Raw genomic sequence first — 15,835 nt, 5'->3', positions numbered from 1 at the left:
AGCCGAGATGGCCTTCAAAAGTGGCGGCATTGTAGCTGATGGTGCTGAGCGACACTCATTTTGCCAAAGAAAACATGTGGGGTCGATCCATCAAATGCTCGAAACTTCTCGGCAGCTTCACGAAGTCGTGCGATGCCGTCTTTCACCGAGACTTCTTCGCTTGGCCAAAGCACCGTTTGAGCCGGCCCGGGGAGCTTGAATCCCGTCGCTGCTTTTCGCAGAACCATGGGGCGAATGATGCGAGAGAACGTCCGCATGATCCAAGTCGATGGAGGTGCGTCGCGGTTGCCAGAGGCGATTTCCAAGGTGCGGGCGAGGTGCTCTAGAATCTGGCCCAGCGAAAAGTTGCCCGTCGCGTGATGTGGACCGGCAGCAAGCGTTTCCGCTTCCTGCATCGCTTCGTCAAAGGATTCAAACCGCAGTGTGCGATGTTCTGGTTTAGCCATGGTTCCCTCCTGGTGGTAAGCCGTTGCTATTTACAAATGTTCGTTAGCGTACCAATTCCGTCGACAATCACACTGCAACGATCACCAGGCTGCAAATAAACCGGTGGGTCCTTGGCGTCACCAACTCCAGGCGGAGTGCCAGTGAAAATCAGATCACCGGGTTTCAAGGTGACAAACTTTGACAGATGAGCAACGATGGTGGGAATATCGAAGATCAATTGCGCTGTGGTGCTCTCTTGAACGATCTCGCCGTTGAGTTCCATTTGGACTCGCAGGTTGCCGGGATCAGCGATCTGAGCTTTGCTGACCACGCAGGGTCCGATCGGTGCGAAGGTGTCAAAGGTTTTCCCCAGTAACCACTGTCCACCTGGGCGGCCCTTTTGCCAGTCACGCGCCGACACATCATGCCCGCAGGTGTAGCCAAAGACGGCGTCCATGGCTTCGTCGGCGGAGATGTTTTTTGCTTCCTTGCCGATGACGACAACCAGTTCGGCTTCGTAATCCACTCGGCTAGAAATCGATGGCAGTTCGATGGCCTCTCCATGCCCAACGATCGCCGTATTGAACTTGCTAAACACAACCGGTTCACTGGGGATCTCGGCGCCGGTTTCCAAGGCGTGATCGCGATAATTCAAGCCAATGCAGAAAAGCTTCTCTGGCATCGGTACCGGTGGCAGCAGTGTTTCCGGGGCCGGCTGCCACAGGTTTGCCGGAACATTCTCCGTTGTTGGCAGCTTCGATCCATCGGTTTCGAACAGCTGTGGACCGACCGGTGGTGAATCCATCAACGCATGCAGCGGGCAAACCTTGCCTTGATCAGACAACGCATACTCAGGGCGACCGTCGGAATTCAGGATGCGACACAGGGACATGGGAGAACTCTAGAAAAAATGAACTTGAATCGAGACGCATTCGGTAGCCTACCACTGTTCGACCAATTTGTCTTTGGCCTCAGTTAGTTCCTTGACCACCTCGGGATACTCTGTGGCGACATTCTTGGTTTCGCTGGGGTCCGTGCCCAGGTCAACCAGGAACACAGAGTCTTTCAGCTTGCCGCCGTTGACCTGTTGGGTTTGCGGCAGAGTGGTGTCACGTGGGTTGCCGATCAGTTTCCACTTGCCGCGACGAATGGCCCATTGCGGAGACTTGCCAGCACCCATTTGCCAGTAAAACTGTTGCCGCGAAGACTCGGCGTTTTTCTCAAGGATTTGGCGGGCGCTGATTCCGTCCAGCGTTGTCTTAGGCAATGGCACGTCGCACCAATCGCAAAGCGTTGGCAGCCAATCACAGCCGGTCAAAAATTGATCTCGCACTTGGCCAGCAGGAAGCTGGCCTGGATAGCGGACGACGCTGGGGACTCGAATTCCACCCTCGAATAAGCTGAACTTCGCCCCTCGATAAGGCCCGGCATTGCCGCCGCCGCCAAAGGCGCGAACTTCCGTGCTATGCCCGTGGTCGGGTTGATAGATCACGATCGTGTTGTCAGCCTGACCGGTCTTGTCTAAATGGTCCAGGACTTCACCGATGTGCTGATCCATGGTGGAGACAAAGGCACAGTATTCGCGTCTTGGTGTGGGTAAATCCTGATAGTGTTCTAACCACTGGGCACTGCCCTGATAGGGATAGTGGGGTGCATTGAAGGCCCAGTACAGCATCCAGGGACGCTCTCCTTGTTCATCCATGAACTGTTTACAGCGATCGACCATTTGGTCAGGGAAGTACTGTCCGCCGCGATGGATCTCGACCCCGTTGTCCCACAGGTCATGGCGATTGGGGCCATTCCAATAGAAAAAGTGCGAGTAGTTATCAATGCAGCCTTCGAGGTGGCCAAACCAATTCGCGAACCCTTGCCCCGAGGGGATGCTTTCGGGCGTCTTGCCAAGATGCCATTTGCCCACATGACCGGTGCTGTATCCGCCGGCGGCAAAGGCTTCCGCCAGGGTGATTTCTTCGGCCGCCAATGGGCCGTTGCCTGGTTGACCGGCGCGTGCGGGAAAGCGACCGGTCAGCAAGCCCACTCGGCTGGCCGAGCAAACGGGGGCGGGGGCATACATCTGGGTGAGCTTCAAGCCTTGCCGGGCCAAGCGATCCATATGAGGCGTTTTCAGGTCTTTGACACCGAAGCAACTCATGTCGATTGAACCCTGATCATCACCGTAAATCACCAGCACGTTGGGGCGTTTGGTTTTTGCTGTCACCGCTTTGGAAACCACGGGACGCAGCACAATGTTGCGGTAGCGAACGGAGGTATGATCGCCTTGCAGGAAAATTGGGCCAGGTGCAGTGTCGTCACTGCTGTTGCCGCCACCGGTGCAGCCAATCAGGGGCTCGTTGTCGATCACTTTGTGTCCGTTCAGTTCGACAGTGATGTGGCGGTCGACCAAGGTCAGCACATAACGATTCCAATGTCCGCCCGGTTGAGCCGCGTTCTGGCTGGGGAGGATACGGCCGAAGATGGCGCCGGGCCCAGCGATGCCTTGCATCTTGCTGTTTTTGTCGACCACCTGGGCTTCGTACATGCCACGCAAGTAGATGCCGCTGTTGCCGCCCGCTGGCACGTTGTATTCAATGGTCAGTTCGAAATCGCTGAAGTGGTCTTCGGTGATCAAGTTGCCGTATTGTCCGTAGGCACCAAAGTCGGTTTTCGGAGTCTCATTGATCAGGAGTCCATTCTCCGCTCGCCAGCCGTTCAGCTTGTTGTCCCGCGAGAGTTTCCAGCCCGAGAGGTCTTTGCCATTGAAAAGCTCGATCGGGGCCCCGAACCGGACTTTGCTGAGGTCAGGTTGGGCTGGCAAATCAGGAATCCGCTTGCCGCTCAGCGAGAGGGTCTGCTGACTGTTGGGGACCGGTTTGCCGTCAACCAGATTGACCTGACTGAACGTCAGTTGAAGTTGATCGGAGTCATTGGGGTCCAATTCGGCAACGAAGGGTTCGCTGATCAATTTGAACGTCCCGGCACCGCCGGGTTGCCAGCGCACTTTGCGTTTGAACGACAGTCGCCCCTCGTTCAATGTGACCTCACTGGTCGGCCGAGCACTGCCGACGCTCCATAGCAGGTCAGCTGAAAGCGTCTGTCCATCCTCGCCTTGATGAACACGTAACCAAGCCGGGTTACCATCGGGAAGCTGGAACGACCACGCGCTGAGGAGTTGATTGGTGGTGACTGGTTCAGCCGCCACAGCGGTTGGGTTCAGGGCGATGCTCGCAAAGCACCAAGCAAATAAAACGAATTTAGCGAAACCGGTGAGAATCTTCATGGGCGAGCAACGAGTGACGAGATCGGCAGGGAGTGGGAGCCGATAGTTTAATCGATGCAGCAGCCGATGTTACCACGGCATTTTTCAGCGCCAGTCGCCGGGTTTGGCGGTTTGGCGGTTTTGGGGCGACGGGCGGGTCGGACGCAACGGGGAACCTGTTTCAACCCATGGCTGGCGCGTTGTGAATGACGGGTTGTGGCTGGTGCGCGGCGGCGCTTTACCAGCGGTTTTCCATCTGTGAAACGATGCGTTGGGCAAGTTTTTTGATCGCTTCACGATTGGCAGCCCCCACGCTTTGGCCCGCTTCGGGAACGAATCGAGCGCTTTGGGTGAACACCGTAGGCTCGTTGGGGTTTTGCTTGGTGATGGCGTTGGTAAACAACGGCATGCCTCCGCGACCGGTCCAGTTGGCGGACACTGCGATGGCTGTATCGAGTGCGCGTGGATCGTCCGAACTGGCTTCGGTGAGCACGACTTTGCCTTCACTGCCGATCGTGCACTGCAGCACTGAATCCGCTCCGGCGTGATCCACCACGATGAACGGGGTCCGCCGTTGGATTTCGTCAATCACGGCCTCGGTCAATTGAGGGCCGAGTTGATGCCGAGCCGTTTGATTCTGGGCCACGGGGACATAAATGGTCCGAATGTTGGCCGGATACAAATGATCAGTGCCGAATTGGTACGCGGCGCAGCCAGGCAACCAAAGGATTCCCAGGGCGATACAGATCAATGATTCGAAACGCATGAACATCGGCAGATGTGGCTCCTGTCTAACGCAGCAATGGAGCGGCCGTTTCGGGTTCGGCTGGATCGCCATCGGATTCGCCGGCGACGGATCCCGTTGGAACCATGATCAGCGGTGGCGATTGTTTGGATGATGGAAAGACCTTGGTCATAAACATCAGCGGACGGCCTGGTGAGGCAGGCAAGGGGCCGATGCGAGCCAGGGCTTCACGAGCCTCATCCGCTTGTGGAACATTGGGATGCAAGGTCAGGAGTTCTTGGTACAAGTTGGCCGCTGAGCCATACTGGCTTTGCTTTGCGCGAAAGCGTGCTCGATAAGCCAGTTTCTCGGCTTTGCGAAACTCAACTTCTGCTGCTGATTTGGCTAGCTCTTCGGCATACTTTGGTTCACGCAATTCCAAGGGGAATCGTTTCCGTGTTTGCTGAACCAACTCGTCAGCTTCCTGCAGCAGCAGGTCGCCATACTTGGGACCACTGTAAAGAGATAGTTTGCAGCGGATACCTAGCATGTGTGCCAAGAACTGGTGCTCGCTGTCGGTAAAGGTCGTGCGTAGGTCGGTCAGGAATTCGTCGGCTGATTGGAAGTTGCCGTTGCGAATGTGTTGCACCGCCGCCGCCATGGTTGCATCATCGGCTAGCTTGCCGGTTGGATCGTCATAGCGAATTTGATCCAAGACGCGAATCGCGTTGGCGTCCAGGTTGCTTAGCGGGCGACTCTTGTCGAAGAGGTTGGCTTTGTACCAGCCATCACCGGCTGCTTGAGCGTAATCGAGCCAGTACTGACTGATCGAAAACAGTCTCGCTGCCGCACGATCGGTGTGACGGTTACGTGGGTATTCTTTTTGCAGCTGTTGAAAGGCATCACGCGAGCGAATCAAATCGTTCGCAAAGAAGTAAGATTCGCCCTGCATGAACAAAGCGTCTTGTTCCAACGCCATGCCGCGAGCTTCTTCTGCGGCATCGTCGAACAGCTGGCCCGCTTTCTTGAAGAGCTTGCCGCGTTCCTCTTTGGGCAGGGTGGTCGCTTGGCGAAACAGTTCATCGGCTTTGACGTAGTCAGTCTTGGCACGCTCAAGTCGTGAACGTTCATCCTTGCCAATCAATCGCAAGGCGGATTCGGTCAGGTCCTGCGGCGTTTCTGTTTCTGGCCTGGTTTCCTGATCAGAATCCGAGGACCCGAACGAAGGAAACTTGGGCAGCTTCAACTGTGCTTCGGCGGTGGATGCTGTCAACAAGAAACTGCAGGTCGCCAGGAGCAAGGCAACCCTTGTCACCGACGAGGCGAAGGTGGTTTTCTGTTTGGGATGCACAACAGTCTGGATTGGTTTTGTCAATGTCGTCATTCGCTCGGTTCCATCCGGGCGGGCAAGAAGGATTGCATCCTCGGAGTCTTGCCCAAAATCACTTCAATGTATCGATTGAGTAACACGCGTACGTCGCGATAGTTCGCGTCAATCTTATTGGCGCTGGCCGTCGCGAGTGGCAAGCGAGTTTGATTGTCCAGTAATCGCTCCAAACACTGCAACGTTTTAGGTCGCACGATGAAGACGCTCGGTTGGCTGATTCGACAGGAGCCACAAACCACACCGCCGGCGGCTGGGCTAAATGGGACGGAGCGATCCAGTTGGGTCGCGACGCCGCAATCGGCACAGGTTCGAGTGGTGGGGGTGTGACCGAGCAAACGCAAGGCAATCGCATCAAAGCCCAGTAGCGCCAGAGCGGCATTACCGGTGCCATCGATTTGACTCAGTGCATCCAACGTCAGGTCATAAAGCATCGGCTGGGGATCATGTGTTTCGGTCAGCAATCGCAACATTTCCGCCAAATAGTATCCACCGTGCAGACGGGTCAGTGACTTGTCAGCACCACGGAATCGGCGATTGAGCTTTGCTTCGGTTAACAGATCCAGCGCATCGGAGGCTTTACGGATAAGGACTACACGACAGACGGCAAGCAGGTCAAGCGAACCTTCAAAAGAACTTTTCGGCCGGCGTGCTCCTTTGGCAATTGCCGTCACTTGCCCAAAGTCTCTGGTGAACAGAGTGACGATCAAGCTTGTCTCGCTGAACTCAATCGTTTTCAGCACAACGGCGACAGAAGATTCGGCAGCCATTTACAGTTCGTCGTCATCGTCATCGGCTTCGCCTAACGCACCGAGCGAAGTCAGCAATTCACCCATTTCAGCGGCAGCGTGGGCGTCGTCTTGTTGGCGTGCCTGGTCGATTCCGTCTCGAAGCAGTGTGCGGGCCTCGTCGATTCGCCCCAATTGGACCAGTTGCTGGGCTGACATGAAGAAGGCCGCGACGAATGGCGGCTTCTCAGCGATCAGTTCGGCCAGCTTGCTGAGGCTGGCTTCATGATCCGCTTCGCTGCGTAGTTCCATGGCCAAACTGTAACGCAGGAACGTATCTTCAGGGGAATCCGCCAACATGGCGAGGATCTTTTCTTTGCGAGACATGCAAGCGTGGTGGGCAGGAGTGGTGGATGGATGAACGGGAGCTGGCAGCGACTAGGTCAACGGTTTCACCCAACGCTGTCCGCGTCCGGCGGCTGAAAACACTAATTCGGTCAGCTGTGTCTCCAGCGTGCGATGACTGGCGTCGATCGCTGTTTCGACTTTGAACACACAGCGGGTGGCCAGCGACTGGACCAGCGCACTGACCAGGAAACGTTCTGCATCGGTCAACTCTCCAGGCGTCTCGGTGACGGTCAGGTCAAGGATCGCTTCGCTGCAGCTCATCACTTGTGCCTCTGGATCGCTGAGCCACAGACGAGCGTTCGCCAAGTGTTCGCCCGTGCGGTGGTTGATCAGTTGGTAATGTTCGATGTCCAAGTGGCTCATGGCGCTGGCATAGCGGCCACCTTGGGGAACCACCGCTGATCGTTCGGCGCGCGTGGTGCGACGAAACTGGATCATGGTGCGATTGGTGGGCGGACGATAAGGCGCGGTGGTCACCGCCATTCGCAAGTATTGGTTTTCCGGTGAATAGCCTTGGCGGCTCAGCAGCGAAGCGACACGCATGTCATCTTCAGGCACTCCAATTCCGTGCCCCACCGGTGGCAGGCCTGCAAAACCACACATCTGGTCTCGGGCCAGTCCAACCTGTAAACGAGTGCAGCCAAGATCACGGGCTCGCTGTTCAGCGGCGGCCAGGATCTGATCGCTAAAACGAAGGCCTTCTTGTGTAAAGCAAATGGCCGAGACGACCGCCAGATGATCGTCGTTGTCTTGCAGTCGAGGGTCTTCGGAAATGCTAGGTCGACTGAGGTACGCCCAGGCTTGCAGGTGCCCGTTATCTTCGGCCACAATCAAATCGTGGGGATGAAAGAACGTCCGTGATAAGATCGCTCGATCAATGATCGCGGCACTGACCGCAGGCGGCATCCCGACGCTCTCCCAGTGCTCGCTCCAGACCCGGGTCAGCCCTGGGAGGTCGGCATTGCAAAATTCACGGATGCTTCTCATCGATCGTCGCTTCGAACAAACATGGTGGGCCAACATCATTTGAACAGGCGATCAACGCGTCAGCCATCAGAGCGTTGCAGATCCGGTTGTTGCCGATCCGGATGTGCCGATCCGGGCCCTGAAGACTGGTGTCCTGCCGACTGGGGCATCAAATGACTTGTCACAGGCAGCTCGTTGCGTGGAGCCAGCCCTGACAGAGTATCGTTTTAGCTGGCTAACGATTCTCACACTAGGGCGCATCCCCTGAAAATACCGGTAAACACTGCCTGGTTTGGCGGGTCGTTGATCGAGCTGCCGTGGGAAAACCGTCCCCTGACCACAGCGTTTGGTGGCGACCCTCCAGGTGGCTAGGCGGAGCCCGGCATGAGCTTGTTTGCGGCTTGATTGTCGGGGGCGACAGGTTGTCACACCTAAGGCGTTGGTCTCTCGGTTGATTAGGCTTTAACCTTACGGTTTGATATTGGGCGCTGTGTTGGTGGTTCCGTTTTCTTTCTCTGGTTTCTATCGCTGGGCCTGCATGTTTGGTTCTGACTCCGATCCTAACGACGCAACGTCTGACGATCGCGACCAGTCGTCTTTGCCGGTGGGTGATTCATCGCCGCTGGCCAAGCAGCGCCGCGTCAAGCGACGCTCACGGGCCGTGAATCAACTGCCCGTGGATAACCGTGCTCGTCAGGGGGGCTGGTTGTTTCTGGTCGCCTTGGCAGTCTTTTTCATGGCGGGAATGGTGCTCTATGGTCTGTACGCGTTCACGCGTTGGGACACCATCCAGCGGCAGACTCCCTTGCCGGGATCGCTGCTCATCAGCACGGCTTTATTGTTGGTCATCAGTTTGATGACGCATCTGGCGACCCGTTCGGTGCGGCGCGACCGAATCGCTGCAACGTCAGTGTTGTTGCTCTCCAGTGTGTTGCTGGCGATCTTGTTCACCGTGCTACAGTGCCAGGCGATTCATGAGATGTTGTTGGCCATGGCTGATGGTCGCGGCACGGGCGTGGGCATCTTTGGCATGGTGATTTCCTTGGTTGTCCTGCACGCCTTGCACGTTCTTGGCGGCGTGATCGCTCTGGGGATCGTCGGGGCACTGAACACTTTGGGCCGATACGATCATGAGCGACACTGGCCGATCGATTTCTCGGCCACCTATTGGCATTTCTTGGATCTGGTCTGGCTGATCATGCTGGGCATCTTCTGGGCCACTAGCGGCGGATTTTCGATTTAGGCTGTTCGCGTCGGCGATCCTAAACTGGGCTCGCGGTCGACGTGGCTCTTTTCTATGGTGGCAGAATCAGCTAACCCGTTGACGCAGTCCCCCTGCGCATCAACGGCAGCGGGCCGGTGTCAACGGATTGAGACGCAATGGCTCGTCGTGGTTGGTTTTTCAGCCCAGTCGACTCCAATAGCGATGACTCAAGCGACCATGCGCGCAGGCAATTTGCGGTGTGGCGTGAGTCAGTAACCTCTTTTGCCCAGGGATGGGATCAAACGATGGATTCTCGATGGTATACCGATGGCGACATGGATTCGCCCGCTTCAGTTCCGATGCCTGGTCATCAACTGGCGCCGCGGCCGGTCCCACGACCGACGGCCCGCGATCCGTGGCCGGACTCGGTTGCATCGCAGATCACGGCCAACGGCAACATTGCTAGTTCGATCAACCATGATCTGGCTCTGCGGGAACACTGGCTCTGGCAAATGGAGCAGTATCGCCAGCAAACGCATCAGCACTATGCAAGGTACTACCAGCAGGCCATGGAAACCATGGCCGCCCAGTTGCGCGGCTTGCGACAACAATTGAACGAAGTCCCGGCATCGGATCCTGAGTTGTTGCGATCACTCCAGCAACGCCTCGCTGACCTCGAAATCCAATTGCAAGCAGCCAAGCAAAAAGAAGATCAAGCCGCGGCGCGCAGCGAGTATCTGCGCAGCGAACTCGAGCACGCCCAGGCCAGTGCAGTGGCGGATCGAGAGCAGTTGATCGATTGCCAAAAGCAAACGCTGCAAACCATGCAGGAGAAACTGGATCGTTTAAAAGCAAAAATTGATCCCCTGCAACGACAAGCCAAGGAATCACTGAGTGTGCACCTGAATTGGCAGGTCGCGCATGATCAAGCCGTCTCGCTATGCGAACATCTCCAAGACGTGCGTGGTAACGACCAGCAACAGATCGACAGCCTGCAAAGCGAACTCGATTCGGTCTATCAATCGTTCACCGAAGAGCAGACTGCTTGGCACCAACAACTGCGACAACTGCAGGCCAAGGTCGTCGCGCTGCAAGTTCAAGATCAGCGACAACTGCTACAGATCGATGACTTGGATCACCTGATTGATGATCTCAACAGTCAGCAGCAATCCTTGCAGCAAGAATTGGAGTCCGTGTGTCGCCAGTACTCCCTGGAACATCAAGAGCTTCGGCAGTTGGTGGCCGTGACCGACCAGGAGTTAAGTGATTGTCGCATTCGGTTGGGCGCGGAATCGGAGGAAAAGGTTTCGCTCATGCGTTCGCTCGCTTTGACAACCGTTAGCGAACGCCAACTCAGGCAATCCAACGAGCAATTGAAGCAGCAACGCGATTTGGCTGAATCACAATTGGCAGATCAAGTGGCACTGGCCATCAAAGCCCAACGGGAGTTGGAGTTGCAAACCGTGTATTCCGATCGGGCGCGAACTGAGATTGCGGAATCGGTTCACGAAAATCGATCCCTACAAGCTTTGTTGGCCGAGGCTAGCGAACGGACCGCTGAACAACAGTTGCAGATCGAATCACAAGACAGCCACCTCCAGGCGCTGAAAGCTGATTTTGACGAACACCAAGAGCAGGCTGCACGGACAAAGCAGCAGCTGGAGGCTCTGATTGACCACCAGTCAGAAGCTCATCAAGGCAAAGTCGCCGAACTGGAACACCAGAACAAGGCGGCGCAGTCTGAGTTACAGAAGAACGCCGATGCGATGCAAGAGTTGCAGGCAGAGCTCGTTTCCAGTGGTCTGATTGCCTTGCAAGCGGCCGAACAAAATGATCAGCTGCAGCACAGAATGACGGACGCACAGCAACAGATCGACGCGTTGCAGGCTTTGACGGACGGTCTAAAACAAAAAACCGATCAGCAGGATTCTGAGCTTGCCAAACAGTACCAGGATCAGCAAACCAAGTCGGAACTGATCGGTAAGTTGAAGTCCGATCTCAGTCATACCGATGATCGATGGGCCGAAGCGCAGAGCCGAGTCGAAGAGTTGGAAGCTTACGTCAGCCAGCTCGCGGAACAGTCCAACGAGGCCGACGAAATCAACCGGGATGATGACGGATCGATCCGAGAGGCTGTTCACGCAGAAGTCGCTCAGCAGTGGCAACGGCAGGTGAACGAGTTGCAGGTGCAGTTGCTGCAAAGCCGCGAACGCGAGCAGTTGGCAGCTCATTCGACAATCTCCGCTGCCGATTCAGCCGCGTTGCAACAGCAGGCGGAAGCAGAGAATGTGACTCTGAAGCTTCAGCTTGATGAAGCCAATGAGCTGATCCAGCAATTGCAACTACAGCTGGCCGAGGATGATCAGGACGACCATGCCGCTGAGGCACGCCGCTTGAGCGATGCCTTGGCAAAGCAGACCGCAAACTATCAAGCCGAGCGGCAAGCTTATCAGGAACGCATCGATCAGCTCCTGCAGCTGCAGTATCCCCGTCATGCGGCAGCTTGACGACTGGCGGCGAAACACCAACAACTTACAGACCGAAAGCGGCTGATGGATTGATTTCCAGCGGCCGCTTTTTCTTTGCCAGCGCTGTACGTTGTCAGTTGCCAGTCGGTGCTTCTGCGGTCGAATCCGCGTCTGTCTCCGCTTCCTGGATGGACTCTCGAACATCATCGCCAGCGGTCCAGTAAAACACCGTGCCAAGGAAGGCGATCAGGATGCGAATCAGCAGATAGAACAAGGCGATGATGGTGCCTGATGCCAGCGTCGGTTCACTGGGAACGACTTCGTACATGGCATTGAAGGTCGCTTCGAAAACGCCTAAGCCAGCGGGCGAGATGGGCAACGCTCCGGCTAGCATCGAAATGGGGACGATGATCATATGTTGGACGAGTGTCGGCGCATCGTCGTACAGGCTGATCGCGATCAGAAAGAGGCTGGCGCTTAGCAAACTATGGACTCCCAGGCTCAAGATCAGCGAAAGGCTAAGCGTCCAGGGGTGTTCACTGTATTGACGCACCGGAGAGACTGCCTTGACGGTCAGCGAGCCGATCACGGGGAGCTTGGCCAAGGAGTCAAGCAATCGATCCACCAAGCGACCGCCAAACACTAAAACGGCCAGTCCCACCGCGCCCACTCCAGCCAGCACCGCAGTCATGATTCTCAGTTGCCTGAGTTCATCGGATACCTGGCCCGCTCCAATGTCGCCTCCAAACGTGAATGCCGCTAAAGCCAGTAGCAGCAATCCGTAAAGCCCCAGCGCACGATCAACGACCACCGATGTGATCGCTTGCACACGATGCCCTGGACACTGGCGAGCCAAAAAGATGGCTTTGAAAAAGTCTCCACCCACCGTGCCTGCGGAGACAAAATTCAGCAGGTAGCCAATCATGCCCAGGCGATGCGCTTCGATCAGCGACAGCTTGATGCCTTGACAGCGTACCAAGCAGCACCAACGTGTGATCGAGACGCTCAGGGCAACCAGAGACAGCAACAGTGCCGCCAGCAGCAGGCCGTAGTCCTTCGGTTGCTCGTAAAGAGCCTGGCGCTGTTCGGGAGTGATCCACGAGATCAACAAGATCAAGATCACGGTCGGAACCAAGATTTTGACCAATGTGATCCAGTGTTTTCGTTTGAACTGCATAACGAGTCGCGACCCCGCGCGGCCCCACAGCCCTGGAGGAACCGGTCGCTTGAGGCGTCTTGATGGGATGATGAAGCTGGCACTGCCAGCGTTGGACGCCGCCCGGTTGGCTGATGATTCAACCTGAGAAGCTCGGCACACCGTGGTGCTCCAGCAACTTAGCGGCTAGCGGAGAAGCCTACCATGCAAAAAGCCATGCTCGAATGACCGAGCATGGCTTTGGCGTTGATTTGTCGCGAAGAACGTGTCCGTTCAAACGCGAAATGATTCACTTAGGCGTAGTGCTGTGACGGCTGGTCGACAACCTGAACCGTTGGCATGTGCTGCTTAGTGCTCCAGTAGTCGTCAGCCCAGCGGTTCATTTCCATGACCATGGCAACAACAGCAATCAACAGAAAGATCATTGCCAGAATCAACATGACCAAGTACACGCTTGGCGATCGCTTGCGGTTCTCAGTGGAGGGTAGTGTTGACATTGTCACCTTCCTGAACGAAACCGTTGGATGAACTTTTCACAATCTCAGCAACCGCTCGGTTGGGAGAGGTCTTTACAATTTTGAGCTTTGTGATGTAACGCTGGTCACGGCTGACATAGAGCTCGTGGTCCGCTTTGATTCCATCGTCACTGCCGATCGATAGAGAGACCAAGCCGGTTCCGCGATCGACCAAGACGACTTTGCCTTCGAGTTCGGGTGGAGCACCATCCAATGGATCGTTGAATTGCAGGTTGTAGTGGTCAGCAATCTCGGTCCAGGCGGCAACTTGCTTCAGCAGGCTTTCGTTGCGGTTCTTCAATTCCGCAACCCAGCCGCGAGCTTTCTGAAGATCGTCTTGAACGGTCAGCAACACTTGAAACTGAGCGTCACGGTTACCTTGTTCAGTACGAAGGCGTTTGCCCAATTCTTCGACCTGAGTACCCTTCTGTTCCAAGTCACGTGCGTTAATCTCGTTGGTCTGAATCAACTCCGTGTTGGCAGCGATGTAGGTCTCTAAAGATGTTTGCTGATCTTTCAAGCGAGCCGTGTCTGCCTGACGCTGAGTTTCCAACGCTGAAAGTGCGGACCGACGAGCCATCCGTTCACGATTCAGTAATTGTGTGATCGCTTCTTTCTCGGAGGTTAACTGTTGGTTCAGTTCCGACAGCTCGGTGATCTTTGATTTATAGCCCTGTGGGCCTAAAACCAAATCGCGCCAATTGCGATGGGTAGCATTCGCCGCCAGCGCGAGCAACATGAATGCAACGCTAAGCAGGAAAATGACAACGGTGAACGACTTACCAAGTAAGGTCATTGTTGGAGCATTCCTCTGGCTGAAGTCCAAGTGGGGTCACGTTACCCAAAATTTGTGGTAACACGGTTCATTACCATTGATTCGGAGATCGTCCCGACAGGTTGAAAAAGATGAGGTCTTCTATCTTATTCAAAAAGATGTCGGAATGTCCAAATTTTGTGTGTAAAGAAACGCCTGGGGTCCACAAAAACTTCGGCAAAATGTGAATAGTTGGGGCACGCGATCGAGGTTCATTTCGCTAAGACGCGGGTTCCGCCCTCATCGTCCACTCGTCGCTGCTGTCGGGAGTATAATTACCAATTTTTGCTGCTGTCAATGAAAACAGCCCGAAAAGCCTCAATCGCCTAATTTAACTAATCGGGATTAGCGGATCTGTCATAATCGTTGAATCACTACTCTGCCAATGTCGATGTTGCGACAGTTCAGGGCTAAAACTGATCGCCAATCGGCAGGGTTTCGAGTCGCCAAGTAGGTGGGTGGCCCTGTGTTTGGACCCCTGATTGACTTGATCGGATTGCCTCGCTGGTACGGGGAACCTTCGGTCCCGGGTGCAGTGTTCCAGTCATGGTTCCAGCATGAGTTTGAAGCAACCTTGTTGGCGGGACCCAAATCGCTCATAGGCTGACTGGACTTCTTCGAAGGGGATCGCGTCGTCGCTGGTCAGGGTCTCGACGGGCAGTTCAAAACCCTGTTCGCGAAGCCCAAGAATTTCCTGAACCGTGGTGCGGACGGACGCGCGGCCGGTGGCTCGAATCGCATTTTTGCCGTATTCGTCCCCCGGACTGATGGGACTCGGCTCGGTATGCATCCCGATCGAGCAGATCGTTCCGAAGGGCCGGATCAACTCAAACGCTTGCTGAAGCGCCGTTTGTCTGCCGACCGCTTCGACCACTGCATCAACCCCGTGGCGATCGCCGCACTGATCGGCGATCAGTGACTGGGCTTCCGGCAAACTGAGGTGGGTCAGCTGGCCAGTTCCAGACCGCACGGACGGTGCCATCTCGCGTCGATATTGAACCGGATCAATGGCGATCACATGCGGAATGTTGAGGTACGTTGCCGCACAAACGGCGGACAAGCCAACGACGCCACAACCCATCACGACAAGTGTCTCCAGCGGTCCCTGGCAAAGCTGTCGCGCTTGCTGCACGCCGCTCCAACCGGTGCTGAAGTTATCGGCCAGAAAGATGGCTTCGGCGAACCCCATTTCATCAGGCACGGCGATCAAGCTGTGATCAGCGTGGGGAACACGAGCAAATTCTGCTTGGGCGCCTCCAAGTGCTCGTGGGTCTCCCCCGGGCCGGCCATCGTCATGTCCAAAGACCTGCCAGTGGTTGCACCGTGCGGTCAGTCCATGCTGGCAAAAAAAACACCTGCCGCAACTCACCGAGAACGGGCTGAACACACGATCACCGACCTTGAAATCAGCCACTTCGGATCCCACATCACAGACCGTGCCGGCGACTTCATGGCCGAAGGTCGCGCCGATTCGAAGCGGATCGCGCCCTTGCAGCTGGTGTAAGTCGGAGCCACAGATCCCGGCCTTTTCCACTTTTAGAATCACATCGGTGGGAAAGAGTATTTCAGGATCAGGAACCCCTGATTGACAGCTTAGTTTTCCATCACCTTGGTAGACAATTGCTTTCATGGTTGGGGTCCAGTTGGTAACTCGCCAGTTGACAATGTCAGGTTGTGTCGTGTCACCAAGCGTGGCCTCGTTTTGTAAACTAGGTTCGTGGCAACGAATGTTCGCGGCATTGAATCCGATTGCCGATTCAGCGCTCGGTCCGTGACTTCTTGTCTA

The 15,835-nt window shown here is 55.7% G+C and carries 14 protein-coding genes; 2 read left to right on the top strand and 12 right to left on the bottom strand.

From position 1 onward, the window contains the following. Positions 1-14: 14 nt before the first annotated feature. The 8 genes from SV7mr_RS20630 to SV7mr_RS20595 form a co-directional block, all read right to left on the bottom strand. Positions 15-446: a DUF1569 domain-containing protein gene (locus SV7mr_RS20630; RefSeq protein ID WP_145276252.1), complete on the bottom strand. Its 432-nt coding sequence runs from the start codon at positions 444-446 to the stop codon at positions 15-17. Between the two features lie 26 nt (positions 447-472). Then, entirely contained in the window at positions 473-1,318 is an 846-nt protein-coding gene (locus tag SV7mr_RS20625; RefSeq protein ID WP_145276250.1) for a fumarylacetoacetate hydrolase family protein, read from the bottom strand. A gap of 48 nt (positions 1,319-1,366) precedes the next feature. Continuing rightward, positions 1,367-3,703: a sulfatase-like hydrolase/transferase gene (locus SV7mr_RS20620; RefSeq protein WP_145276248.1), complete on the bottom strand. Its 2,337-nt coding sequence runs from the start codon at positions 3,701-3,703 to the stop codon at positions 1,367-1,369. A gap of 217 nt (positions 3,704-3,920) precedes the next feature. Further along, positions 3,921-4,448: an LPS assembly lipoprotein LptE gene (lptE, locus tag SV7mr_RS20615; RefSeq protein ID WP_419187687.1), complete on the bottom strand. Its 528-nt coding sequence runs from the start codon at positions 4,446-4,448 to the stop codon at positions 3,921-3,923. A 25-nt stretch (positions 4,449-4,473) separates the two neighbouring features. Then, entirely contained in the window at positions 4,474-5,790 is a 1,317-nt protein-coding gene (locus SV7mr_RS20610) for a tetratricopeptide repeat protein (RefSeq protein WP_145276244.1), read from the bottom strand. After that, the gene (recO, locus tag SV7mr_RS20605) at positions 5,787-6,560 is read right to left on the bottom strand and encodes a DNA repair protein RecO (RefSeq protein WP_145276242.1); all 774 of its coding nucleotides are present in this window, start codon (positions 6,558-6,560) and stop codon (positions 5,787-5,789) included. Before recO ends, SV7mr_RS20610 begins: the two co-directional genes overlap by 4 nt. Further along, on the bottom strand, positions 6,561-6,905 hold the full coding sequence (locus tag SV7mr_RS20600; protein WP_145276240.1) for a tetratricopeptide repeat protein: 345 nt from the start codon (positions 6,903-6,905) through the stop codon (positions 6,561-6,563). A 51-nt stretch (positions 6,906-6,956) separates the two neighbouring features. Beyond that, positions 6,957-7,913 (bottom strand): GNAT family N-acetyltransferase, encoded by a 957-nt coding sequence (locus tag SV7mr_RS20595; protein ID WP_145276238.1) that lies wholly within the window; start codon positions 7,911-7,913, stop codon positions 6,957-6,959. Between the two features lie 469 nt (positions 7,914-8,382). Here SV7mr_RS20595 and SV7mr_RS20590 point away from each other — a divergent pair, with 469 nt between their 5' ends. Further along, the gene (locus SV7mr_RS20590; protein ID WP_419188489.1) at positions 8,383-9,135 is read left to right on the top strand and encodes a cytochrome c oxidase subunit 3; all 753 of its coding nucleotides are present in this window, start codon (positions 8,383-8,385) and stop codon (positions 9,133-9,135) included. Between the two features lie 266 nt (positions 9,136-9,401). After that, positions 9,402-11,603: a hypothetical protein gene (locus SV7mr_RS20585; protein WP_145276234.1), complete on the top strand. Its 2,202-nt coding sequence runs from the start codon at positions 9,402-9,404 to the stop codon at positions 11,601-11,603. Positions 11,604-11,697: 94 nt separating this feature from the next. On the opposite strand, the gene SV7mr_RS20580 is transcribed toward SV7mr_RS20585, so the two are convergent. The 4 genes from SV7mr_RS20580 to SV7mr_RS20565 form a co-directional block, all read right to left on the bottom strand. Further along, complete coding sequence (locus SV7mr_RS20580) at positions 11,698-12,741, bottom strand: lysylphosphatidylglycerol synthase transmembrane domain-containing protein (RefSeq protein ID WP_145276232.1); 1,044 nt, start codon at positions 12,739-12,741, stop codon at positions 11,698-11,700. A 272-nt stretch (positions 12,742-13,013) separates the two neighbouring features. After that, complete coding sequence (locus SV7mr_RS20575; RefSeq protein ID WP_145276230.1) at positions 13,014-13,217, bottom strand: hypothetical protein; 204 nt, start codon at positions 13,215-13,217, stop codon at positions 13,014-13,016. Then, positions 13,195-14,031 (bottom strand): hypothetical protein, encoded by an 837-nt coding sequence (locus SV7mr_RS20570; protein ID WP_145276228.1) that lies wholly within the window; start codon positions 14,029-14,031, stop codon positions 13,195-13,197. Before SV7mr_RS20570 ends, SV7mr_RS20575 begins: the two co-directional genes overlap by 23 nt. Before the next feature lie 562 nt (positions 14,032-14,593). Next, on the bottom strand, positions 14,594-15,679 hold the full coding sequence (locus tag SV7mr_RS20565) for an alcohol dehydrogenase catalytic domain-containing protein (RefSeq protein WP_145276226.1): 1,086 nt from the start codon (positions 15,677-15,679) through the stop codon (positions 14,594-14,596). Positions 15,680-15,835: the final 156 nt, after the last annotated feature.

Origin of the sequence: Stieleria bergensis, assembly GCA_007745635.1 — a bacterium.
In the GTDB taxonomy this organism is placed as follows: Bacteria; Planctomycetota; Planctomycetia; order Pirellulales; family Pirellulaceae; genus Stieleria; species Stieleria bergensis.
Note: the sequence above shows the minus strand (reverse complement) of the source record. Positions and strands in the feature narration are given on the sequence as shown.

Excerpts from the sequence above, each read along its gene's own strand:
- SV7mr_RS20595 (WP_145276238.1), bottom strand. The coding sequence starts at position 7,913 with ATGAGAAGCATCCGTGAATTTTGCAATGCCGACCTCCCAGGGCTGACC.
- SV7mr_RS20620 (WP_145276248.1), bottom strand. The coding sequence starts at position 3,703 with ATGAAGATTCTCACCGGTTTCGCTAAATTCGTTTTATTTGCTTGGTGC.
- SV7mr_RS20575 (WP_145276230.1), bottom strand. The coding sequence starts at position 13,217 with ATGTCAACACTACCCTCCACTGAGAACCGCAAGCGATCGCCAAGCGTG.
- SV7mr_RS20585 (WP_145276234.1), top strand. The coding sequence starts at position 9,402 with ATGGATTCTCGATGGTATACCGATGGCGACATGGATTCGCCCGCTTCA.
- recO (WP_145276242.1), bottom strand. The coding sequence starts at position 6,560 with ATGGCTGCCGAATCTTCTGTCGCCGTTGTGCTGAAAACGATTGAGTTC.
- SV7mr_RS20610 (WP_145276244.1), bottom strand. The coding sequence starts at position 5,790 with ATGACGACATTGACAAAACCAATCCAGACTGTTGTGCATCCCAAACAG.
- SV7mr_RS20565 (WP_145276226.1), bottom strand. The coding sequence starts at position 15,679 with ATGAAAGCAATTGTCTACCAAGGTGATGGAAAACTAAGCTGTCAATCA.
- SV7mr_RS20630 (WP_145276252.1), bottom strand. The coding sequence starts at position 446 with ATGGCTAAACCAGAACATCGCACACTGCGGTTTGAATCCTTTGACGAA.
- SV7mr_RS20600 (WP_145276240.1), bottom strand. The coding sequence starts at position 6,905 with ATGTCTCGCAAAGAAAAGATCCTCGCCATGTTGGCGGATTCCCCTGAA.
- SV7mr_RS20570 (WP_145276228.1), bottom strand. The coding sequence starts at position 14,031 with ATGACCTTACTTGGTAAGTCGTTCACCGTTGTCATTTTCCTGCTTAGC.
- lptE (WP_419187687.1), bottom strand. The coding sequence starts at position 4,448 with ATGCGTTTCGAATCATTGATCTGTATCGCCCTGGGAATCCTTTGGTTG.
- SV7mr_RS20625 (WP_145276250.1), bottom strand. The coding sequence starts at position 1,318 with ATGTCCCTGTGTCGCATCCTGAATTCCGACGGTCGCCCTGAGTATGCG.
- SV7mr_RS20580 (WP_145276232.1), bottom strand. The coding sequence starts at position 12,741 with ATGCAGTTCAAACGAAAACACTGGATCACATTGGTCAAAATCTTGGTT.